Here is a 22,458-nt window from a genome sequence, read left to right on the forward strand (position 1 = left end):
GCCCGGCTCAGGCGCAGGGACGCCGGGTCGGCCGGACACCCGGGCGGTGGGTGGCGTCCCGGTCGGACCACATCCGCCACCACTGCTCGACGTAGGCGCGGGCGACCCGGGCGTCGTTCAGCTCGAAGGTCACCTCGTCGCTGCTGGTCCCGGGCGGCGACCAGTTCTCGGAGCCGGTCCACACCGCACGGGCACCCCGTCCGCGGAACAGGCCGTTGACGGTGACGTACTTGAGGTGGGAGTAGCAGCGCGAGCCGATCACCGTCCGGTCCCCGCTGGTCGCCGGCTTCTCGCCCCAGTCCCAGTCGGCCACTCGGACGGGGATCCCGGCGTTGCGCAGGATCCGCACGACGGGCGCACTGACGACCGAGCCGATGACGTAGACGCGGCATCCCTCCCGCTGCATCGAGGCCAGCTCGCCGGCCAGCCGCTCACCGCGGGTGGCGTACCAGGCGTACATGTTCACGCGCACCACGGTGCGCCCGCCGACGCCGAAGCCCGCGGGCGCGCGGCAGCCGACCTGCCGAAGCCGGCGCAGCTGCGGGTCCGTGGTGGCCAGCCGCGTGCGGGTGACCGAGGAGACGACGGGGCGCTGGAAGTCCGCGCTCACGCCGTCGGTCTGGTAGGTCACGTAGCGCGGCGACACCGGCCGGTCCCTCTTGAGCTGGTCGAAGATCGCGACCCAGGTCGCGAAGAGGGTTTCGTCGCCGTAGACCGTGATCGCGTCGTTCCACTGTCCGTTGGCCGCGGCCCGCCCCAGGTTGCTGGAGCTGCTGATCACCACCGAGCGGGCGCCGCCGGCCTGGGTGAATGAGTAGATCTTCATGTGCAGGTTGCCGGTGCTGCTGCCGTTGCGGCACGCCGCCCTGCAGATCACCAGGAAGCTGCCGCGGGACGGGTTCGCGCCGAGCCGGTGCTGCAACCGCCGGATCACGGGGTTGACCAGGTTGTCGTTGACGACGATCTGCACCCGGACCCCGCGCGCCCGCGCCTGGAGCAGGAGGTCGGCGGTGTCGACCCGGTCGATGTTGTAGGTCGCGAGACGGATCGTGGCCCCGGCCGGGGTGTGGCGGATCGCCTCGTGCACACGCGCGATCACCCGCCTGCGCGCCGTGGCGACGCCGGTCGGGTCGTTGAACACCGGCCTCGTGTCGGGCAGCCACGGGGCCGCCGTCGTACGCCCGACGGCGGGCGGCGCGGCCTCCCCGGGGACGACCACGGACACCAGCAGCACCATCACGACCGTCGCCGACCAACGGAGAATCCTCGACCCGAGCACCCAATGAATGTATATCGGTCTACTTACTTGACTCAACTCGGGCGCAACCGAACGGGCGTTCCGCGCGTCTGGAGGACCGGGGGAACCAGAACCCACCTCAGGAGGAAACCCAGTGAAGCTGCGTCTCGGCGTGACCGCCACCGCTCTCGCGACCACGGCACTCACCGCGCTCACGGCAGTGTCCGCACCATCGGCCCGGACCGCGGAACCGCCGCCGGCCGGGCCACCGATCTCGTTGACCGGCCCGGCCTCCGTCACGGTGGAGTCCTACGACGGCTCCCTCTACGGCGACATCGGGCTGAACCTGCTCGCCCACGACCGGGCGTTCGAGGTCCGCTCGTACCGGACGAGGTGGAGCAACCCGATCGAGACCTACTGGCAGTCGCCCGACGGCCCGGTCATGATCCCGGCCGGCGCGAACGACCGGTGGGAGGCGCTCGACAACTTCCTCGTGGTCGACTTCAAGCGCCCCAGCGACGGCACCCTGGTCCGGACACGGACCCTCGACGTCTGCCTCAACCAGTGGAACACCCAGCGGACCGCTCCGGACGCCCCGCTCCGCTCGCCGTACCCGACCGGGTGCCCCGGCAGCCCGTTCACCCTCGGCTCCGTTCAGGGCATCCAGCGCGACTGGGTCAGCAACGTGGACGTCAGCGGCACCGGCCCGGCGCTCCGCCTCCCCGTCGGCCGGTACGACGTGGTGGCCCGGATCGCGAGCCGCTACGTCACCGCACTCGGGATGGACCCGGCCGACGCCCGTCGCACCTATCGCCTCGTCGTCAAGAAGGGGGTCGACGGCGGGTACGAGAAGCGCACCACCCCCACCGGTACGACGGAGCGGCTGCGGGCCGCCACGAGGCCCAGCACGGCCCGGGCGGGCGCGCCCGGCGACGCCCTCCCCGACCTGCGCTCGCTGCCGGCGTCCGGCCTGCAGCTCTCGGAGGACAAGCGGTACCTGCGCTTTTCCGCGACCGTGTGGAACGGCGGCGACGGCCCGATGGTCGTCGACGGCTTCCGCCGCGGCACCCAGGACGTGATGGACGCCTACCAGTACTTCATCGACTCCGACGGCAACCAGACCGGCTACCAGCAGGTCGGGACGATGATCTGGCACACCGCGCCGACCCACAACCACTGGCACTTCAAGGACTTCGCGAAGTACTCCCTGCTGCGCGAGGACCTCTCGCAGGTCGTGGTCTCGCGCAAGGAGTCGTTCTGCCTCGCCAACACCGACGCCGTCGACTACACGGTGCCGGGCGCGGACTGGCAGCCGGAGAACACCGACCTGCACACGTCGTGCGGCGACCGCAGCTCGATCTCGTTGCGCGAGGTGCTCTCCTCCGGCTCCGGCGACACCTACGCGCAGTTCCGCGCCGGCCAGGCCTTCCGGATCGACAACCTCCCCAACGGCTTCTACTACATCGCCGTCGAGGCCAACCCGAACCGCAACCTGGTCGAGTCCAGCACCACCAACAACCGGGCGCTGCGCAAGATCCGGCTCAGCGGCTCGCTCGCCAACCGCAAGGTGAGCTTCTACCGCGTCGGGCTCGTCGACGACCACGGGTACGGGGTCGAGGAGGAGCACTGATCCTCGGCCGGAACGGCGAACGCCGCGGTGACCGTGAGGTCACCGCGGCGTTCGCGTCGTACGGGGAGCTTCTCAGCCCTTGCGCTTCTCGATCTCCGCGGTCGCGGCCGGGAGGACCGAGTGCAGGTCGCCGACGACGCCGAAGTCCACGAGCTCGAAGATCGGGGCCTCCTCGTCCTTGTTGACGGCGACGATCGTCTTCGAGGTCTGCATGCCGGCGCGGTGCTGGATCGCACCGGAGATGCCGTTGGCGACGTAGAGCTGCGGCGAGACGACCTTGCCGGTCTGGCCGACCTGGAAGGTGTGCGGCTTCCAGCCGGAGTCGACGGCGGCACGCGAGGCGCCGACGGCCGCGCCGAGCGCGTCCGCGAGACCCTCGACCGCGGTGAAGTCACCGCCGGTGCCACGACCACCGGAGACCACGATGGCGGCCTCGGTGAGCTCGGGGCGGCCGGTGGCCTGGCGCGGCTGCGACGCCACGATCTGTGCGGTCTTGGCGGCGTCGGAGATCGACGCGGCGAACTCCTCGACGGCACCGGCGCCGGCACCCTCCTCGGGCGCGGCGGCGTTGGGCTTGACCGCGATGATCGGCGTGCCCTTGACGACCTTGGCGTCGACGGTGAAGTTGCCGGCGAAGACCGACTGCGTGGTGACGATGTCGTCACCGTTCACCTGGACGTCGACGGCGTCGGTGATCAGGCCCGAGGAGAGCTTGATCGCGAGGCGGCCGGCGATCTCCTTGCCCTCGGCCGAGGCCGGGATCAGGATCGCGGCGGGCGAGGCCTTCTCGGCGAGCTGCTGGAGCACCTCGGCCTTGGGGGCCACGAGGTAGCCCTTGATCTCGGCGTCGTCGACGACGTAGACCTTGTCGGCGCCGTAGGCCTTGACCGCGTCGGCGACGGCGGCGGACTTGTCGGCACCGCCGATGAAGACAGCGGACGGCGAGCCGATGCGCTTGGCGATGGCCAGCAGCTCGTAGGTGGGCTTGCGGACCGCGCCGTCGACGTGGTCGACCAGAACGAGAACTTCAGACATGACTATTCGATCCCTTCTGGCTTCTCAGATGAACTTCTTGGACGCGAGGAAGTCGACCAGCGCCGTGGCGCCCGAGCCGTCCTCGTCCTTGACGATCTCGCCGGCGGTGCGCGGCGGGCGGGCGGTGACGTTCTCGACCGTGGTCCAGGCGGCACCCAGGCCGACCTCGGACGCGTCGACACCGAGGTCGGCGAGCGAGAAGGTGTCGAGCGGCTTCTTCTTGGCCGCCATGATGCCCTTGAACGACGGGTAGCGGGCCTCGCCCGACTGGTCGGTCACCGAGAGGACCAGCGGCAGGGTGCCACCGACGACCTCGGTGGCGGTGTCGCCGTCGCGCTTGATGCGGACCTGGTCGCCCTGGGTCTCGACGACCGCGGCGAGGGTGACCTGCGGGAGGCCGAGCCGCTCGGCGAGCATCGCCGGGACGACGCTCAGGCCGCCGTCGGTCGACGCGAGGCCACCGACGACCAGCTCCGGGACACCGATCTTCTCGATCGCCTTGGCGAGCACGAGCGAGGTCGCGACGGCGTCGGAGCCGGCGATCGCGTCGTCCTGCACGTGGACGGCCTTGTCGGCGCCCATCTGCAGCGCCTTGCGGACAGCGGCCTCGGCCTCGGCCGGGCCGACGGTCAGCGCGGTGACGGTGATCTCCTCGTCCGCGCGCTTCTCCTTGATCTGGAGGGCCTGCTCGACGGCGTACTCGTCGAGCTCGGACAGCAGACCGTCGACACCGACGCGGTCGACGGTGTTGTCCGCCTCGAACTTCCGGTCACCCGTCGCGTCCGGGACGTACTTCACAAGGACGACAATGTTGGAGAGAGTCATGGTTGTGGCCGGACCGGCCCCTTCCTGTGCTTCGTGAGTCCCCGCCGCGTGGCCCGCGGGCAGGGAGCAACTGAGTCCGTTGCCGGACAGCGTCTTGCAGGTTACCGCCCGGTCATACGACGGGGAATCGGCGTCTCAGTGGACTACCTCACACGAGGTCGCCCACCGCGACGTGCTCAGGGCCGCAGGATCCGCTCGAGGATCCGGCCCAGGACGAGGTAGACGACACAGGCGATGCCGTAGTTGAACAGCGCCGTCTTGACCTCGCCGTTCGGGTTCTCGAACGCCTTGACCGGGTTGTCCAGGTCGAAGAAGCCGAGGTCGAAGGCGTTGGCCATGTCACGGACCGTCTGCACCAGCTGGTTCTGCTCGTTGGCCTTGAGGGCGAACGAGAAGGCCGCGGCCGCGAGGATCAGGCCCAGGGTCATGCACACGATCCACGCCACCCGGGCCGCGGTGTCGCGCACCCGCGCGGTCATCAGGACCCGCCGGTCAGGACCCGCCGGGACGGGCGGAGCCGGCTGGTCGCGCTGGTCGGGCTGGTCGGTCCCGGCGCGGTCGGTCCCGGCGCGGTCGGCCGCGTGGGCCCCCAGCGCCGGCTTGTCGTCGTCCTCGGCCATCCTGCTCACTGTCCTTCGAAGGTGGCCTTGCCCGGGCCGTTCTCGATGAACGACTGCATCCCGGTCCGGCTGTCCTGCGTGGCGAACACTGCCGAGAAGTGCTGCCGCTCGATCTGCAGACCGGTCTCGAGGTCGGCCTCGAGGCCCCGGTCCACGGACTCCTTGATCGCCCGCAGCGCGTACGGCGCGGCGGTGGCGAACTTCGACGCCCAGGCCACGGCCTCGGCGTACACGTCGGCGGCCGGGACCACCCGGTCGGCGAGGCCGATGGCGAGCGCCTCCTCGGCCTTGACGAAACGGCCGGTGAAGAGCAGGTCCTTGGCCTTGGCCGGACCCACGAGGCGCGGCAGGCGCTGCGTGCCGCCGGCGCCGGGGATGATGCCGAGCAGGATCTCGGGCTGGCCGAGGACCGCGTTGTCGGCGACGAAGCGCACGTCCGCGGCCATGGCGAGCTCGCAACCGCCTCCGAGGGCGTAACCGTTGACCGCGGCGACGACGGGCTTCGGGATGCGCGCGATCGAGTTGACGGCGTTCTGGAGCTTCTCCACCCGGTCGACCATGTCCGTGTAGGACATGTCGGCCATCTGCTTGACGTCGTTGCCGGCAGCGAAGACCTTCTCGCCGCCCCAGACCACGACGGCACGGACGTCGGAGCGGTCGGTCGCCTCGGCCGCGGTGAGCGTGAGCTCGTCCTGGACCTGGAGACTGATCGCGTTCATCGCCTTGGCGCGGTCCAGACGGATCGTCCCGACACCGTCGGCAACCTCCAGGCGCACGAACTCGCTGGTCATCTGCTCCCTCTCGATGGAACTGCTCGGTGGGCTTGGGCCCCCGTCCCGCATTCTGCCGCTACCCAGCGGCGTCGGTCACATGAACCCGTCCCTTGGGCGCGTCGCCGGATCGGCGACCCTGCACAATGGGCCGGGTGACCCCCAGCCTGTGGAAGTCTCTCGGCGAACAGGCCGAGGTGTGGCCCGGCCGCAACTGGCCCTTCGGCGCGACCTGGTCGGCGGAGTCCACCAACTTCGCGGTCTACGCCCCCAACGCCACCAGCGTGTGGCTGTGCCTGGGGCTCGAGGGACCGGGAGACGCCGAACGCCGCTACGCCCTGACCGAGCAGTCGCTCGGCATCTGGCACGGTGCCCTGCCCGACGTCGCGCCCGGGACCCGCTACGGCTACCGGGTCGACGGCCCCTCGGAGCCGGACGAGGGACTGCGCTTCGATCCCGACGTACGACTGCTCGATCCGTACGGCCTCGCCACCGCGGGTGTCGCCGGCGACGCGTGGAGTGTCGTGGTCGACCCCTCGTTCGACTGGGGCGACCAGACGCCGATCAAGCGGCGCTGGCTCGACACGGTCATCTACGAGCTGCACGTCAAGGGGTTCACGAAGCTGCACGACCGGATCCCCGAGGAGCTGCGCGGCACGTACGCCGGCCTCGGCCACCCCGTCGTGACGCAGTACCTCAACGACCTCGGCATCACGGCGGTCGAGCTGCTGCCGGTGCACCAGTTCTTCTCCGAGCCGGCGCTCGTCGAGCGCGGGACGGTCAACTACTGGGGCTACAACTCGATCGGCTACTTCGCCCCGCACGCGGCGTACTCCTCCTCCGGTGACCGCGGCCAGCAGGTCACCGAGTTCAAGGAGATGGTCCGCAACCTGCACGCCTCGGGCATCGAGGTGATCCTCGACGTCGTCTACAACCACACCGCCGAGGCGGGGCGCGAGGGGCCGACGTACTCCTTCCGGGGGCTGGACGACCGCGGCTTCTACCGCCGCAACCCACCCGGGCTGGACGGCGACCCGGACTACGACGACACCTACTGGGACGTCACCGGGTGCGGCAACACGGTCAACTCCGAGGACCCGCTGGCGCTGCGGCTGATTCTCGACTCGCTGCGCTACTGGGTCACCGAGATGCACGTCGACGGCTTCCGCTTCGACCTGATGTCGGCGATCACCCGCACCGCCGGGCCGGACGCGATCCGCGTCGACATGGCCTGCAAGCTGCTGATCGCCATCGGCCAGGACCCCGTGCTGCGGCACGTGAAGCTGATCGCCGAACCGTGGGACGTGTCGATGGACGGCTACCTCGTCGGCGGGATGCCGCCGCCGTGGGTGGAGTGGAACGACCAGTACCGCGACACGATCCGCGACTTCTGGCGCGGCCAGACCGCCGGGACGCAGAGCGTCGCGACCCGCCTCGCCGGCTCCTCGGACCTGTACGCCGATGACGGCCGCTCGGCGTACAACTCGGTCAACTTCGTGACCGCCCACGACGGGTTCACCGTGCGCGACCTCGTGTCCTACGACACCAAGCACAACGAGGCCAACGGCGAGGACAACCGCGACGGCACCGACAACAACCGCTCCTGGAACCACGGCGTCGAGGGCGAGACGTCCGATGCCGAGGTGGTCGCGCTGCGCCGGCGCCAGGCGGCGAACCTGATGGCCACCCTGTGCCTGTCGAACGGCGTGCCGATGCTGACCGCCGGCGACGAGCGCGGCCGCACCCAGCAGGGCAACAACAACGCCTACTGCCAGGACAACGAGATCTCGTGGGTCGACTGGCGCGCCGACGACGCCTGGCTCGACGTCTACGCCGTCACGCGCGCGGCGCTGCGGCTGCGTCGCGAGCACCCGGCACTGCGCCAGCGGCACTGGTTCGAGGGACGCCCCACCATCGTCGGCGGCCCCAAGGACCTCGCCTGGCTGCACCCGTCAGGGCGCGAGATGACCGACGAGGACTGGTACGACGCCGCGTTGCGCACCGTCGGGATGTTCGTCTCCGGCCGCCCGCTGCGCCAGCCCGGCCCGCGCGGCGAGCAGCAGATCGACACCTCGTTCCTGATCTGGTTCCACGCCGGCGCCGACCCCGTCGAGGTGTACCTGCCCGACAACGACTGGGTCTCCGCGGGATCGGTCGTGCTCTCGACCGATGCCGGGCTGCCGGACGGGACACGGGTCGAGGTCGGTGGGGTGCTGACGATCGGGCCGCGGAGCGTGGTGGTCATGCAGGAGGCGTCAGCCTGAGGGCGCTGGCGGCACCACGAACCGTGAGCCGTGGCACCACGAACCGTGAGCCGTGGCACCACGAACCGTGAGCNCGGCCGTGGCACCGCTGGACGACCACCAGTCACACCTCAGGGTGCCGACAGCCAGGGTTCGTGGTGCCAACACGCACGGTTCGTGGTGCCAACACGCACGGTTCGTGGGTCAGGCGAGCGCGACGACCCCCAGCTCGGCGGGCGCCACCATGAGCGGGTGCTTCGGGACCACCCGGACGGTGTAGCCGAACGGGCCGGGGCGGCCGAGCTCGAGGTCGCCGTCGAAGCGGTGGCGGCCGCCGTCGTACGACTCGACGAGGCGCAGCGGCGCGACGGCGGTGTCGACGAGGTCGTCCTCGGCGTCCACGCGGCCGTGGACCAGCTGGACCTCGACGTCGCCGGGGGCGAGCTCGCCCAGGGCGACGTAGGCGTGCACCGCGAGGCCCGCACCCACCTCGACCGTGTCGCCGACGCCGGCGGCCTCGACGTGCTCGACGCGGACGCCGTCCCAGGCGCCGCGGACCCGTGCCTTCCAGGACGCGAGGTCGCGCGCCCCGTCAGGAGTCGAGGCGAGCAGGCGGGAGTAGGCGGCGGCCGGGGCGTAGAGCTTCGCGATGTAGTCGCGGACCATGCGGGTCGCGAGCACCTTCGGACCGAGCTGGGCCCAGGTGTGGCGCAGCATCTCGACCCAGCGCACGGGGACACCGTCGGCGTCCACGTCGTAGAAGCGGGGGGCGACCTCGTTCTCGATGAGGTCGTAGAGGGCCGCTGCCTCGAGGTCGTCGCGCTTGTCGGAGTAGTCCTCGAGCCCGTCGGCCGACGGGATCGGCCAGCCGAACTCCGGCTCGTACCACTCGTCCCACCAGCCGTCGAGGATCGACAGGTTGAGGCCGCCGTTGAGCGAGGCCTTCATGCCGGAGGTGCCGCAGGCCTCGTAGGGACGCAGCGGGTTGTTGAGCCACACGTCGCAGCCGGGGTAGAGCGGCTGCGCGAGCGCGATGTCGTAGTTGGGCAGGAACACGATCCGGTGGCGGACGTCCTCGGCGTCGGCGAAGCGGACCAGCTCCTGGATCAGCCGCTTGCCGCCGTCGTCGGCGGGGTGCGCCTTGCCGGCGACGACCAGTTGGACTGGACGCTCGGGGTGCAGCAGTAGCGCCTTGAGGCGCTCGGGGTCGCGCAGCATCAGCGTCAGCCTCTTGTACGACGGCACCCGGCGCGCGAAGCCGATGGTCAGCACGTCCGGGTCGAGCGCGTCGTCGATCCAGCCGAGCTCGGCGGGCGCGGCGCCGCGCTTCTCCCACGACTTGCGCAGCCGGCGCCGGGCGTCGGCGACCAGCCGTTCGCGCAGGGCACGCTTGGTGCTCCAGACGTCCGTACCGGCCACCTTCTCGAAGGCAGCCCAGAACGCCTCGGTGTCGTCGCCCTCCCAGTCGGCGCCCTGGGCGGACGCCAGGGCGACCACCTCGGGCGCGACCCAGGTCGGCGCGTGCACGCCGTTGGTGATCGACGTGATCGGGACCTCGGCCTCGTCGAAGGCCGGCCACAGGCCGTTGAACATCCCACGGCTCACGTGACCGTGCAGTTGCGAGACGCCGTTGGCGCGCTGGGCGAGCCGGAAGCCCATCACCGCCATGTTGAACACGCCCGGGTCGCCGCCCTCGTAGTCCTCGGAGCCGAGGCCGAGCACCAGCTCGACGGGGACGCCGGGGGTGGAGCCCTGCTCGCCGAGGTACTGCTCGACGAGCGTCCGCGGGAACCGGTCGATGCCGGCGGGAACCGGCGTGTGCGTGGTGAAGACGGTCGACGTACGACCGATCTCCAGGGCGGTCGCGAAGTCCAGGTCGCTGTCGGCCGTCAGCTCACGGATCCGCTCGACGCCGAGGAAGCCGGCGTGGCCCTCGTTGGTGTGGAACACCTCGGGCGCGGGGGCACCGGTGATGCGCGAGTACGCCCGCAGCGCCCGCACGCCGCCGACGCCCAGGAGCAGCTCCTGGCGCAGGCGGTGCTCGGTGTTGCCGCCGTAGAGACGGTCGGTGATCAGCCGGTACTGCTCGGGGTTCTCCTCGAAGTCGGTGTCGAGCAGCAGCAGCGGCACGCGCCCGACCGACGCCACCCAGATCCGGGCCAGCAGGTCAGGGCCACCGGGCATCCGGATCGAGATGGTGGCGCGGTTGCCGTCGTGTTCGTGGAGCAGCGAGATCGGCAGCCCGTCGGGGTCGAGCACCGGATAGCTCTCGACCTGCCAGGCCTCGCGGGACAGCGCCTGCTTGAAGTAGCCGTGGCGGTAGAGCAGACCGACGCCGACGATCGGCGCACCCAAGTCGCTGGCGGCCTTGAGGTGGTCGCCGGCGAGGATGCCGAGGCCGCCGGAGTACTGCGGCAGCACGGCCGTGATGCCGAACTCCGGCGAGAAGTAGGCGATCGACGCTGGCCAGGTCTCGTCGGGCGCGGCGGCGGAGGCGCGCTGGTACCACCGCTCCCCGGTCAGGTACGACGCCAGGTCCGCACGCACGTCCGCGACCCGGGCGACGTACCCCTCGTCGGCGGCGAGCTCGGCCCACCGCTCCCCCGGGACCTCGCCGAGCAGTCGCAGCGGGTCGTGGCCGACCTCGTGCCACCGGTCCGCATCGATCTCCTCGAAGAGCGCCTGGGTCGGTGGGTGCCACGACCAGCGCAGGTTGGCGGCGAGCTCACCCAGCGAGGCAAGCGCGTCGGGCAGGACGGGGCGGACCGTGAACCTCCGGATCGCACGCATGGCTCCGACGGTAACCAATCTGACTTGAACGATCCAATGGCCGGCTCGCACCGTGGTCGCCGGGATTTGCCTGCGACAGGCCGTAACCCGGCGGGACCACGGTGGTTGGGCACGGCAGCGGACGGGCGAGGCGGGTCATGGGGGCTGCCTCGCTCGTCCTCCGTCTTGTTCAGCAGTCTCCTAGGCTGGCCCGCGATGAGCACCCCACTCCGCTCGGTCGCCGAGCACCAGCAGCACGTCACTTTCCTGCTCGCCCCCGCCGGCGGCCCGAGCGCCTGGCCGACCGAGACCGTGCCGACCGCGGAGGCCCGCGGGCGGGTGCTGGCCGAGCCGGTCCGGGCGAGCGAGCCGCTGCCGTCCTTCGACAACTCCGGCATGGACGGGTACGCCGTGCGCGCGGCCGACGTGGCCGGCGCCACCGACGCCACGCCCGTGACCCTGCCCGTCGAGGGCGACATCCCGGCGGGCGCACCGGTGGGCGAGCTCGCGCCCGGCACCACGCTGCGCATCATGACCGGCGCGCCGGTCCCCCGCGGCGCCGACGCGGTGGTTGAGGTCGAGGTCACCGACGGTGGCACCGAGACCGTCACGATCTCGGCGTCCCGAGAGGCCGGGAGCTTCGTCCGGCCGGTCGGCGGTGACGTCGCGGTGGGCGACGAGGTGCTCGCCGCCGGGGCGCTGCTGGGCGCCGCCCAGCTCGGCGTGCTCGCGGCGCTCGGCGTGGCCGAGGTCGTCGTACGACGGCGCCCCCGCGTGCTCGTCGTGTCGACCGGCTCCGAGCTGGCCGAGGACCCGGTGCCGGGCTCGGGCCAGATCCGCGACGCCAACGGCGCCCTGCTCGCCGCCGCCGTCGAGGAGGCCGGCGCGGACGCGGTCCGCAGGCTGTGGGTCGCCGACGACGTCCCGAGCTTCCTTTCCCTGCTCGACGCCGAGACGGCTGGTGGCCAGGTCGACCTGGTGCTGACCTCCGGCGGCGTGAGCGCGGGCGCCTACGAGGTGGTCAAGGATGGTCTGGGCCCGCGCGGGGTGGAGTTCGTGAAGGTCGCCATGCAGCCCGGGATGCCGCAGGGCTCGGGCCTCGTCGGCGGTACGCCGGTGGTGTGCCTGCCGGGCAACCCGGTCAGCGCGCTGACGTCGTACGAGGTGTTCGTGCGACCCGCGCTGCGCGCCGCCTTCGGCCACCCGCGCCCCCACCGGCCCGTCGTCCGCGCGACCCTCACCGAGGCCCTCACGCCGCTGCGCACCAAGCAGCAGTGGCGGCGTGCCCGCCTCGACCGCGATGCCGGGACGGTCACGCCGTGGGGCCCGCCGGGGTCGGGCTTCCTCGGCTGGTTCGCCGGCGCGGACGCACTGATCGACCTCTCCCCCGGCGACGAGGAGCTCGCCGTAGGCACCACCGTCGAGGTCTGGGACTTGGCGCTGTCCTGAGACCCGATAGGTTCGACGCATGGTCGGACGCATCCCCGTCATCGACGTCAAGCCGGTTCTCGAGACCGGGCCGGCCGAGGGACCGCTCCCGGCGAAGGCCAGTGTCGGCGAGCCGTTCCCCGTCAGCGCCACGGTCTTCCGCGAGGGCCACGACCGCCTCGGCGCCGAGGTCGTGCTCGTGGGCCCCGACGGGCGGCGACGACCACCCGTCCGGATGGCCCCGCGGCCGGCGGTCGACCGCTACTCCGTCGACCGGTACGACGCCTGGGTCACCCCCGACGCGCCCGGCTCGTGGGCCTTCGAGATCCACTCGTGGTCGAGCCCGCTCGGCACCTGGTTCCACGACGCGGGCATCAAGATCCGCGCCGGCGTGGACGTCGAGCTGATGTTCACGGAGGGCCGGCTCCTGGTCGAGCGGGTCCTCGCCGGCGGCGGCCTGACGAAGGCCGAGCAGGCGACCCTGAAGGCCGCCGGCGCGGCGGCGGGCGACACCACCCGACCCGTCGAGGCGCGGCTCGCGCAGCTGGAGTCACCCGAGGTGGTCGCCACGCTCGAGGCGCACCCGCTCCGCGACCTGCTGACGGTGACGGGTCCCTTCCCGGTGTTCGTCGACCGGCCCGCCGCGCGCTTCGCGAGCTGGTACGAGTTCTTCCCGCGCTCCGAGGGCGCGACCTACGACCGCAGGACCGGGGAGGTCGTCTCCGGGACCTTCGCCACCGCCACCGAGCGACTGCCCGCGGTCGCCGCGATGGGCTTCGACGTGCTCTACCTGCCGCCGATCCACCCGATCGGCGAGGTCAACCGCAAGGGACCCAACAACGCCGTCCTGCCCGACGGCGAGCCGACCCCCGACGACTGGCCCGGGTCGCCGTGGGCGATCGGCAGCCGCCACGGGGGGCACGACGCGATCCATCCCGACCTCGGCACGTTCCAGGACTTCGACGCCTTCGTCGCGGCCGCCAACGCGCAGGGCCTGGAGGTGGCGCTGGACCTCGCGCTGCAGTGCGCGCCCGACCACCCGTGGGTCGCGGCGCACCCGGAGTGGTTCACGACGCGGGCCGACGGCACGATCGCGTACGCCGAGAACCCGCCCAAGAAGTACCAGGACATCTACCCGGTCAACTTCGACAACGACCCCGGGGGCATCGCCGCCGAGGTGCTGCGCGTCGTCCGGCTGTGGATGGCGCACGGCGTGCGCACCTTCCGCGTCGACAACCCGCACACCAAGCCGGTGGCGTTCTGGCAGTGGCTGCTCGCGGAGGTGCGGCGGACCGATCCCGACGTGGTCTTCCTGTCCGAGGCGTTCACGAAGCCGCCGATGATGCAGACCCTCGGCGCGATCGGCTTCCACCAGTCGTACACGTACTTCACGTGGCGCACCGAGAAGGTCGACATCGAGGACTACCTGCGCGAGGTGAGCCAGGAGTCGGCCCACCGGGTGCGGCCGAACTTCTTCGTCAACACCCCCGACATCCTCCACGAGTTCCTGCAGTACGGCGGGCCGGGCGCCTTCCGGATCCGGGCCGCGCTGGCGGCGCTGTCGTCGCCGCTGTGGGGCATGTACGCCGGCTACGAGCTCGGCGAGCACGTCGCCGTACGACCGGGCAGCGAGGAGTACCTCGACTCGGAGAAGTACCAGGTGCGGGTGCGTGACTGGGCCGCGGCGACGGCGCCGGGCACGGTGGGCGCCGACCTGACGGCGTACGTCACGATGCTCAACACCGTGCGCCGCGCCCACCCCGCGCTGCAGCTGCTGCGCAACCTCACCGTGCACCGCACGGACTCCGAGCACATCCTGTGCTTCTCGAAGGTGGCCGCCCTCCCCGACGGCAGCAGTGACCGCGTGATCGTGGTGCTCAACCTCGACCCGCACCAGCCGCGCGAGACGATGGTCCACCTCGACCTGGCCGCCCTCGGGCTGGCGCCGCACTCGTCGTACGCCGTCCACGACGAGGCCACCGGCGAGGACTGGACCTGGGGCGAGCACAACTACGTCCGGCTCGCACCCGCGCAGCCAGCGCACATCCTCGTCGTGAAGGGAGCCGCCGGATGACGGCGACGGAGCAGGTCGTGCTGAACGACGAGCCGGACTGGTTCCGGAGGGCCGTCTTCTACGAGGTGCTGGTGCGGTCCTTCCGCGACTCCAACGCCGACGGCACGGGCGACTTCCGCGGGCTCACCGAGAAGCTCGACTACCTGCAGTGGCTCGGCGTCGACTGCCTGTGGGTGCCGCCGTTCTTCACCTCGCCGCTGCGCGACGGTGGCTACGACGTCGCGGACTACACCGGGATCCTCCCCGAGATCGGCACCGTCGAGGACTTCCACGCCTTCCTCGACGCCGCCCACGAGCGCGGGATCCGCGTGATCATCGACTTCGTCATGAACCACACGAGCGACGCGCACCCGTGGTTCCAGGCCTCGCGCTCCGACCCCGAGGGCCCGTACGGCGACTTCTACGTCTGGTCCGACACCGACGAGCTCTACCAGGACGCACGGATCATCTTCGTCGACACCGAGCCGTCGAACTGGACCTACGACCAGGTCCGGGGCCAGTACTTCTGGCACCGCTTCTTCCACCACCAGCCCGACCTGAACTTCGACAACCCGCGGGTCCACGACGCGATGCTGGAGGCGATGGCCTTCTGGCTCGACATGGGCCTCGACGGCTTCCGCCTCGACGCGGTGCCCTACCTCTACGAGCGAGCGGGCACCAACGGGGAGAACCTCCCCGAGACGCACGACTTCCTCAAGAAGGTGCGCCGCTTCGTCGACGACAACTACCCCGGCCGGGTGCTGCTGTGCGAGGCCAACCAGTGGCCGACCGACGTCGTCGAGTACTTCGGCCCGGAGGAGGACGAGTCCGGCGAGGTCGTCGGCACCGAGTGCCACATGGCCTTCCACTTCCCCGTGATGCCGCGCATCTTCATGGCCGTGCGTCGCGAGTCGCGCTTCCCGATCTCGGAGATCATGGAGCAGACCCCGGCCATCCCGGCGGGCTGCCAGTGGGGCATCTTCCTGCGCAACCACGACGAGCTGACGCTGGAGATGGTCACCGACGAGGACCGCGACTACATGTGGGGCGAGTACGCCAAGGACCCCCGCATGAAGGCCAACATCGGCATCCGCCGTCGGCTCGCTCCCCTGCTCGACAACGACACCAACCAGATCGAGCTGTTCACCGCACTGCTGCTCTCCCTGCCCGGATCGCCGGTCCTCTACTACGGCGACGAGATCGGCATGGGCGACAACATCTGGCTCGGTGACCGCGACGGCGTCCGTACGCCGATGCAGTGGACACCCGACCGCAACGCCGGCTTCTCCTCGGCCACCCCCGGCAAGCTGCACCTGCCGGCGATCCAGGACCCTGTCTACGGCTACCAGAGCGTCAACGTCGAGGCGCAGCTCGAGAACCCCTCGTCCCTGCTGCACTGGACCCGCCGGATGATCCACATCCGCCGCCAGCACGACGCCTTCGGCCTCGGCACCTTCGAGGACCTCGGCGGCTCCAACCCGACCGTGCTGTCCTACGTCCGCGAGCTGCCGGGCGCGTCCGACGTCATCCTCTGCGTCAACAACCTCTCGCGCTTCCCGCAGCCGGTCGAGCTGGACCTGCGTCGCTTCGAGGGACGCGTCCCGGTCGAGCTGATCGGCGGCGTGCCGTTCCCGGCGATCGGCGAGCTCCCGTATCTCCTGACGCTCAGCGGGCACGGCTTCTACTGGTTCCGACTGACGGATCCGGACACGACGGGGAGGCCGGTGCTGTGATCAAGCCCTTCCTCGAGCGCAGCCGCTGGTTCGGCGGCAAGGGGCGGACCTTCGAGGTCACCGGCACCGAGCAGGTCGGCACGGTGGGCGGCACGCCCGCGGTGGCGGTCGTCCTCGCCGAGGTGACCTACACCGAGGGTGACGTCGAGCTCTACCAGATCCCGCTGGCCCTCTACGACGAGCCGCAGGACCGGCTCGAGCACGCCCTCGTCGGCACCTGGCAGGACCGCGTCGCCTACGACGCCGTCCAGGACCGCGACGCCATGGCGGGCTACCTGCGGGCCTTCGCCTCCGACGACGCGGGCGGCCTGCGCTTCGTACGCCTCGAGGGACACGACCTCGACCTCGACGCGACGGCGAGCCTGTTCAGCGGCGAGCAGTCGAACTCCTCGGTGTTCTTCGGCGAGGACTCCGTCCTCAAGCTGTTCCGCAAGGTGACCCCCGGCGAGAACCCCGACGTCACCACCCACCGCGCCCTCACCGAGGCCGGCTCGACCCACGTGGCCGCGCTCTACGGCTGGATCGAGCGTGACGACACCCAGCTCGGCATGCTGCAGCAGTTCCTGCGCACGGCGAGCGACGGCTGGGGCCAGGCACTCGCCAGCGTGCGCGACCTGTTCGCCGAGGGCGACCTGCACGCCGAGGAGGTCGGCGGCGACTTCGCCGGTGAGGCGGCCCGGCTCGGTGAGGCACTCGCCGAGGTCCACCAGCAGCTGCGGGAGTCCTTCCCCGTCTCCACGGTGGATGCCTCGGCGCTGGCCGAGCTGATGACCCAGCGCCTCGACGCCGCCATCGGGGTGGTCCCCCAGCTCGCGGACCACGCCGAGGGCGCCCGCGCCGTCTTCGCGGCGGTCGCCGGCCTCGGCGAGGTCCCGGTCCAGCGCATCCACGCCGACCTCCACCTCGGCCAGACGCTGCGCACCGTCGCGGGCTGGAAGTTCGTCGACTTCGAGGGCGAGCCCGCCAAGACGCTCGCCGAGCGCCTGCTCGCCGACTCCCCGTGGCGCGACGTCGCCGGGATGACCCGGTCCTTCGACTACGCCCCGCACGCGGTCGCCGCATCCCTCCCCGAGGACAGTCCCGACGAGGCGCGCCAGCGCGCCGTCCGGGCGGACGAGTGGGCCCGACGCAACCGGCGGGCCTTCCTCGCGTCGTACTGCGGCGAGGGTGGGCTCGGCCCCGCGGACCGCGCCCTGCTCACGGCGTACGTCGTCGACAAGGCGGTCTACGAGTGCCTCTACGAGGCACGGAACCGGCCGACGTGGCTGTCGATCCCGCTGGCGGGGGTCGCGCGACTGGTGGGTTGAGCGCTCAGCCGATCCGGAAGCCGAGCAGGGTCACGTCCTCGACGTCGATCGCGTCCGGCGGAAGCATCCCCTCGTAGCAGAACCCGAACAGCTGGCCGATCGCGTCCTCGCCGAGCTCGAGCGGGTGGAACGGCAGCGGGTAGTCGTCGTCCTCGGCGTGCTCTCCTGCCCAGTACGGCGCCTCGAACGCCAGCGGCTCACCGATGTTCTCGATGACGCCGTCGTCGGGCGACAGGCTCAGCGCGCGGACGAGCTCCCCGTCCGGCCCCCAGATCGCGAACGCGAACCAGTCCACGACGCTGTGCATCGCGGCGACGTACGTCGTGCGCCCCGGCATCGCCCCGACGATCGTCGGCGTGATGTCGGTGGCCCTGTCCAGGGCCACCCGCGTCGTGCACACGATCGCGACGCCGTCGTGGACCGCGGCCCAGGCCTCGTTCTCGGGCGGGTTCGGGTGGTCGAGCAGGTCGCCGTACCCGAGCCCGGTCAGGGTGGCCCCGGGATGTAGCCGGGCCACCAGTGCCTCGGTCGCCTCCTCGTCGAGCTCCGACCCGGCCCGCAGCAGCGGCGGGACCGGGCCGTCGGCGTACACGACCATCCAGAACTTGGCGCCCATGCAGGCATCCAAGCAGTCGCGGCCTCAGAACATCCAGCGCACCACCGGCGCCGCGCCGATGACGATCAGCGGTGCGGCCGCGCCGGGCGTCGCGGCGAACCGGCTAGAGGAGCTCGACCGGCTCGCGGTCGCCCACACCCTCGGCCGCGCAGTCGCGGCTCTCGATCGCGCAGTGCCAGGCCCAGCACAGCTGCCCGGCGGCGACGCCGACGAGGGCGGCGGTGGCGAAGCCGAGCGCCGACGTCCCGACGTACGGCGTGACGGCGACCGCCGTGACGGCGTTCAGCACCAGCGCCATGAAGGACGACATCGACACGACGGCGCCGAGGCGTCCGGGGAAGAGGTCGAGCAGCAGCAGCTGGATCGTCGGGTAGGTGATGCCGTTGCCGAGGGCGATCAGGCTGACGCCGACGACCGCCCACGGGAGGTCGGTGGCGAGGGGTGAGGCGGCGATCAGGACGCCGACCACGCCGCCGACGAAGGAGGTCGTGCAGCCGATCGAGGTCAGCCGGCGCGCCGTGATCCGGCCGGCGGCGCGGCCGCACAGCCAGGAGCCGAGCATCATGCAGCCGATCATCGGGACGAAGAGCTTCCAGAAGTCGAGCTCGCCCTCGCCGAGCACGTCGACGACGAAGATCGCGGCGCCGCCGATGTAGAGGAACTGCGCGCCGAAGATCAGCGCGGTCGACCACGCCAGCAGGTGGAAGGCGGGGCGGCGGGCCACCGCGGCGAGGCCGCCGAGGACCTCCCCCACCCGGAGTGAGGTACGACGGGCGGGCGGGTGCGTCTCCGGGAGGAGCAGGACGACGGCGAGGATCAGCGCCACACCCAGCCCGGCTTGGAAGACGAAGACCAGCGGCCACTCGCCGAGCTGCAGCACGAGGCCGCCGACGATCGGGCCGATGGCGGGAGCGATGCCGAAGATGACCGCGACCCGGCTCATCAGCCGTTGCGCGGCGGGCCCGGTGAACAGGTCGCGGATGACGGTCCGGCTCACGATGGTGGCGCCGCCGGCGCTGAGCCCCTGCACGGCGCGGCCGGCCAGGAGCCACCCCAGGGTGGGCGCGAGGGCGCACGCGATCGAGGCGACGACGTACAGGCTGAGGCCCACGAGCATCACCGGGCGGCGGCCGACCGCGTCGGAGATCGGTCCGTGCAGCACGCTCATCGCAGCGAAGGACGCGAGGTAGACGGTGACGACCAGCTGCAGCTGGCCGGTGCTCACGTCGAGGTCGCGGCCCATCTCGGCGAAGGCCGGGAACGGGGTGTCGATGCTGAACGGCCCGATCATCGACAAGAACGCCAGCACGGCGGGCACGAGGACGGCGAGCCGCCAACCGGTCGACTCCTCCGCGCTCCTCACCGCCCCATCAGACCAGAACAACGGGAGAACTCAGTCCTCGACGAACTCCAGCAGGTCGCCCGGCTGGCACTCCAGCACCCGGCACATCGCCTCGAGCGTGCTGAACCGCACCGCCTTCGCGCGCCCGTTCTTGAGCACCGCGACATTGGCCGGCGTGAGCCCGACCCTCTCGGCGAACTCGCCGACGCTCATCTTGCGGCGGGCCAGCTCCACGTCGATCCGTACGACGATCGCCATCAGATGACCTCGTCGAGCTCGGACTGCAGGACCCGGGCCCGGGAGTCGGTCGCGACGGCCTGGACCAGCAGCATCCGCAGGACGAGCACGAGCAGCGCCACGCCGCCGACCACCAGCGCCAGGCCGCAGACCAGGCCCACGATCCCCGGCGCCACGGACTCACCCGGAGCCAGGACGACCGCAATCGCGAAGGTGAGGACGGCGCCCGTCGCCGTCGCACCGATGACGACGTCCACCAGCCGGAAGGCGCGCGGGGAGAACACCGTCCCCCGGCGCACCATGGTCGCGAGCCGCCACAGGCACACCGCGATCACCTGCAGGCAGACGATCCCGAGCACGACCACCACGACGAGAGGCACGCGCACGGACGTCGGCGCGTCGTCCAGGTCGATCCAGAACAGCGGCACCATCAGGCCCTGCACGACCAGCGACCCGAGCAGCGCACAGGCGAGGACGACCTTCAGGGCGAGCACGGCCAGATTTCCCACAGCGACATCCCTCTCGACAAACAACGCCAACACATCGACTATCACTCAGAGTCTATCGAAAATCAATAGATCACTCGTCTCGGTGGCTGGTCCCCGGCGGGGCGGGTACCGCGAGCGTTCGGGACGCCTACCTGCACCCGACAACGCTCGCTAGACTCGAGAGGATGCCGCAGCACGTGTCGACGACCCTCGGAGAGATCGACCTCCACCTCGTGGCGGAAGGCCGCCACGAGCAGCTCTGGCAGGCCCTCGGCGCCCACGTGCGCTCGGGTCCCGAGCCCGGCACGAGCTTCGTCGTGTGGGCACCGAACGCGCGCAACGTCAGCGTGATCGGCGAATTCAACGGCTGGGACGGCAACGCCCACCGGATGGCCTCGATCGGCTCGGGGCTGTGGGAGGCGTTCGTGCCGGGCGTGGGCTCGGGGGCGTCGTACAAGTTCGTGGTCGAGGGCGCCGACGGTGTGTGGCGGCACAAGGCCGACCCGATGGCGTTCTTCGCCGAGCCGCCGCCGGCCACCGCGTCCCGCGTGTTCGCCAGCACCCACGTGTGGCAGGACGACGCGTGGCTCGCCGCCCGTGCCGCGAAGCAGCCGGTCAACGAGCCGATGGCGACCTACGAGCTGCACCTCGGCTCGTGGAAGAGGCACCCGGACGGCTCGTTCTGGACCTACGACGAGATCGCCGGGGAGCTGCCCTGCTACCTCGCCGACCTGGGCTTCACCCATGTCGAGCTGATGCCGGTGATGCAGCACCCGTTCGGCGGTTCGTGGGGCTACCACGTGACGTCGTACTTCGCCCCGGACGCACGCTTCGGCGACCCCGACGGCTTCCGCCGCCTCGTCGACGCGCTGCACGCCGCCGGCATCGCGGTGATCCTCGACTGGGTCCCCGGCCACTTCGCGACCGACGAGTGGGCCCTGGCCCGCTTCGACGGCACCGCCCTCTACGAGCACCCGGACCCACTGCGCGGCTGGCACCCCGAGTGGGGCTCCTACATCTTCGACTTCGGCCGCCCGGAGGTCCGCAACTTCCTCGTCGCCAACGCGCTGTACTGGCTCGAGGAGTTCCACGTCGACGGGCTGCGCGTCGACGGCGTGGCGTCGATGCTCTACCTCGACTACGGCCGCAGCGAGGGCGAGTGGCACCCGAACCGGTACGGCGGCCGCGAGCACCTCGAGGCGGTGCAGTTCCTGCAGGAGCTGAACGCCACGGCCTACAAGCGGGTGCCCGGGATCGTCACGATCGCCGAGGAGTCGACCGCGTGGCCCGGCGTCACCGGCTCGACCGCGGGCGGCGGCCTCGGGTTCGGCTTCAAGTGGAACATGGGCTGGATGCACGACAGCCTCGGCTACCTCCGCCACGAGCCGGTGCACCGCGCCTACCACCACGGCGAGATGACCTTCTCCCTCGTCTACGCGTTCACCGAGAACTACGTGCTGCCGCTCAGCCACGACGAGGTCGTCCACGGCAAGGGCTCGCTCGTGCGCAAGATGCCGGGCGACCGCTGGCAGCAGCTGGCGACCCTGCGCGCCTACCTCGCCTTCATGTGGGCCCACCCCGGCAAGCAGCTGATCATGATGGGCAGCGAGTTCGCCCAGGAGTCCGAGTGGGCCGAGGCCCGCGAGCTGGACTGGTGGCTGCTGCAGAAGCCCGACCACGCCGGCGTCCGCGACTTCGTGCGCGACCTCAACGCGCGCTACCGCGACCAGCCCGCGCTGTGGCGCCTCGACAACGACCCCGCCGGCTTCGCGTGGATCGACGCCCAGAACGCCGGCCAGAACGTCTTCTCCTTCGTCCGCCGCTCGGGCACCCCGGGCGTCCCGGACCTGGTCTGCGTGTCGAACTTCGCTGCCGTCCCCCACGACCACCGCCTCGGCCTGCCGGTCGGTGGCGACTGGGTCGAGCTGCTCAACACCGACGCGTCGTCGTACGGCGGCAGCGGGGTCGGGAACCTCGGCACGGTGCGTGCCACCCTGGCCGGACCGATGGAGTCCGGCGCCCCCGGCGGGAGCCCGGCGTACGCCGACCTGGTGCTCCCGCCGCTGGCGACGCTGTGGTTGCTGGCTCCCTCCAGCGAATGACGACCTGTCGTCTAGGGTTTGCG

General features: G+C 71.3%; 17 protein-coding genes. 7 read left to right on the forward strand and 10 right to left on the reverse strand.

Annotation, left to right across the window (positions count from 1 at the left end):
* Window positions 1-7 precede the first annotated feature (7 nt).
* The gene (locus tag ASE20_RS17575; protein WP_157538683.1) at window positions 8-1,279 is read right to left on the reverse strand and encodes a phospholipase D-like domain-containing protein; all 1,272 of its coding nucleotides are present in this window, start codon (window positions 1,277-1,279) and stop codon (window positions 8-10) included.
* A 112-nt stretch (window positions 1,280-1,391) separates the two neighbouring features.
* On the opposite strand from ASE20_RS17575, the gene ASE20_RS17580 reads away from it, so the two are divergent.
* The gene (locus ASE20_RS17580) at window positions 1,392-2,867 is read left to right on the forward strand and encodes a lysyl oxidase family protein (protein ID WP_056895888.1); all 1,476 of its coding nucleotides are present in this window, start codon (window positions 1,392-1,394) and stop codon (window positions 2,865-2,867) included.
* 72 nt (window positions 2,868-2,939) lie between these two features.
* Here ASE20_RS17580 and ASE20_RS17585 read toward each other — a convergent pair whose 3' ends face one another.
* The 4 genes from ASE20_RS17585 to ASE20_RS17600 all read right to left on the reverse strand — a co-directional run bounded on the left by ASE20_RS17585 (window position 2,940) and on the right by ASE20_RS17600 (window position 6,138).
* Window positions 2,940-3,902: an electron transfer flavoprotein subunit alpha/FixB family protein gene (locus ASE20_RS17585; RefSeq protein WP_056895889.1), complete on the reverse strand. Its 963-nt coding sequence runs from the start codon at window positions 3,900-3,902 to the stop codon at window positions 2,940-2,942.
* 24 nt (window positions 3,903-3,926) lie between these two features.
* Complete coding sequence (locus ASE20_RS17590; RefSeq protein ID WP_056895890.1) at window positions 3,927-4,727, reverse strand: electron transfer flavoprotein subunit beta/FixA family protein; 801 nt, start codon at window positions 4,725-4,727, stop codon at window positions 3,927-3,929.
* Window positions 4,728-4,903: 176 nt separating this feature from the next.
* On the reverse strand, window positions 4,904-5,347 hold the full coding sequence (locus tag ASE20_RS17595) for a hypothetical protein (RefSeq protein WP_056895891.1): 444 nt from the start codon (window positions 5,345-5,347) through the stop codon (window positions 4,904-4,906).
* A gap of 5 nt (window positions 5,348-5,352) precedes the next feature.
* Window positions 5,353-6,138 carry an enoyl-CoA hydratase/isomerase family protein gene (locus ASE20_RS17600; RefSeq protein WP_056895892.1) on the reverse strand — a complete coding sequence of 262 codons (786 nt, stop codon included), beginning with the start codon at window positions 6,136-6,138 and terminating at the stop codon, window positions 5,353-5,355.
* A gap of 134 nt (window positions 6,139-6,272) precedes the next feature.
* Between ASE20_RS17600 and glgX the strand changes: the two genes are divergently transcribed.
* The gene (glgX, locus tag ASE20_RS17605; RefSeq protein WP_082612651.1) at window positions 6,273-8,381 is read left to right on the forward strand and encodes a glycogen debranching protein GlgX; all 2,109 of its coding nucleotides are present in this window, start codon (window positions 6,273-6,275) and stop codon (window positions 8,379-8,381) included.
* Window positions 8,382-8,564: 183 nt separating this feature from the next.
* Here the strand turns inward: glgX and glgP are convergent, their stop codons facing one another.
* Complete coding sequence (gene glgP, locus ASE20_RS17610; protein ID WP_056895894.1) at window positions 8,565-11,150, reverse strand: alpha-glucan family phosphorylase; 2,586 nt, start codon at window positions 11,148-11,150, stop codon at window positions 8,565-8,567.
* Window positions 11,151-11,345: 195 nt separating this feature from the next.
* On the opposite strand from glgP, the gene glp reads away from it, so the two are divergent.
* The 4 genes from glp to ASE20_RS17630 are packed head-to-tail and all read left to right on the forward strand — an operon-like array spanning window position 11,346 to window position 17,650.
* Entirely contained in the window at window positions 11,346-12,578 is a 1,233-nt protein-coding gene (glp, locus tag ASE20_RS17615; protein WP_056895895.1) for a gephyrin-like molybdotransferase Glp, read from the forward strand.
* 19 nt (window positions 12,579-12,597) lie between these two features.
* Entirely contained in the window at window positions 12,598-14,631 is a 2,034-nt protein-coding gene (locus ASE20_RS17620; RefSeq protein WP_056895896.1) for an alpha-1,4-glucan--maltose-1-phosphate maltosyltransferase, read from the forward strand.
* Window positions 14,628-16,343 (forward strand): maltose alpha-D-glucosyltransferase, encoded by a 1,716-nt coding sequence (gene treS / locus ASE20_RS17625; RefSeq protein WP_056895897.1) that lies wholly within the window; start codon window positions 14,628-14,630, stop codon window positions 16,341-16,343. Before ASE20_RS17620 ends, treS begins: the two co-directional genes overlap by 4 nt.
* Entirely contained in the window at window positions 16,340-17,650 is a 1,311-nt protein-coding gene (locus ASE20_RS17630) for a maltokinase N-terminal cap-like domain-containing protein (protein WP_056895898.1), read from the forward strand. Before treS ends, ASE20_RS17630 begins: the two co-directional genes overlap by 4 nt.
* Window positions 17,651-17,654: 4 nt before the next feature.
* Here the strand turns inward: ASE20_RS17630 and ASE20_RS17635 are convergent, their stop codons facing one another.
* The 4 genes from ASE20_RS17635 to ASE20_RS17650 all read right to left on the reverse strand — a co-directional run bounded on the left by ASE20_RS17635 (window position 17,655) and on the right by ASE20_RS17650 (window position 20,354).
* On the reverse strand, window positions 17,655-18,266 hold the full coding sequence (locus ASE20_RS17635) for a DUF6928 family protein (RefSeq protein ID WP_056895899.1): 612 nt from the start codon (window positions 18,264-18,266) through the stop codon (window positions 17,655-17,657).
* A 103-nt stretch (window positions 18,267-18,369) separates the two neighbouring features.
* Window positions 18,370-19,629, reverse strand: coding sequence for a multidrug effflux MFS transporter (locus ASE20_RS17640; RefSeq protein ID WP_157538684.1), 1,260 nt, complete (start codon window positions 19,627-19,629; stop codon window positions 18,370-18,372).
* A 30-nt stretch (window positions 19,630-19,659) separates the two neighbouring features.
* Window positions 19,660-19,866, reverse strand: coding sequence for a helix-turn-helix domain-containing protein (locus ASE20_RS17645; RefSeq protein WP_056895900.1), 207 nt, complete (start codon window positions 19,864-19,866; stop codon window positions 19,660-19,662).
* On the reverse strand, window positions 19,866-20,354 hold the full coding sequence (locus ASE20_RS17650) for a DUF2975 domain-containing protein (protein WP_056895901.1): 489 nt from the start codon (window positions 20,352-20,354) through the stop codon (window positions 19,866-19,868). Before ASE20_RS17650 ends, ASE20_RS17645 begins: the two co-directional genes overlap by 1 nt.
* Window positions 20,355-20,518: 164 nt before the next feature.
* On the opposite strand from ASE20_RS17650, the gene glgB reads away from it, so the two are divergent.
* Window positions 20,519-22,435, forward strand: coding sequence for a 1,4-alpha-glucan branching protein GlgB (glgB, locus tag ASE20_RS17655; RefSeq protein WP_082612534.1), 1,917 nt, complete (start codon window positions 20,519-20,521; stop codon window positions 22,433-22,435).
* Window positions 22,436-22,458 lie beyond the last annotated feature (23 nt).

Source organism: Nocardioides sp. Root240, assembly GCF_001428825.1.
Lineage (GTDB): Bacteria > Actinomycetota > Actinomycetes > Propionibacteriales > Nocardioidaceae > Nocardioides.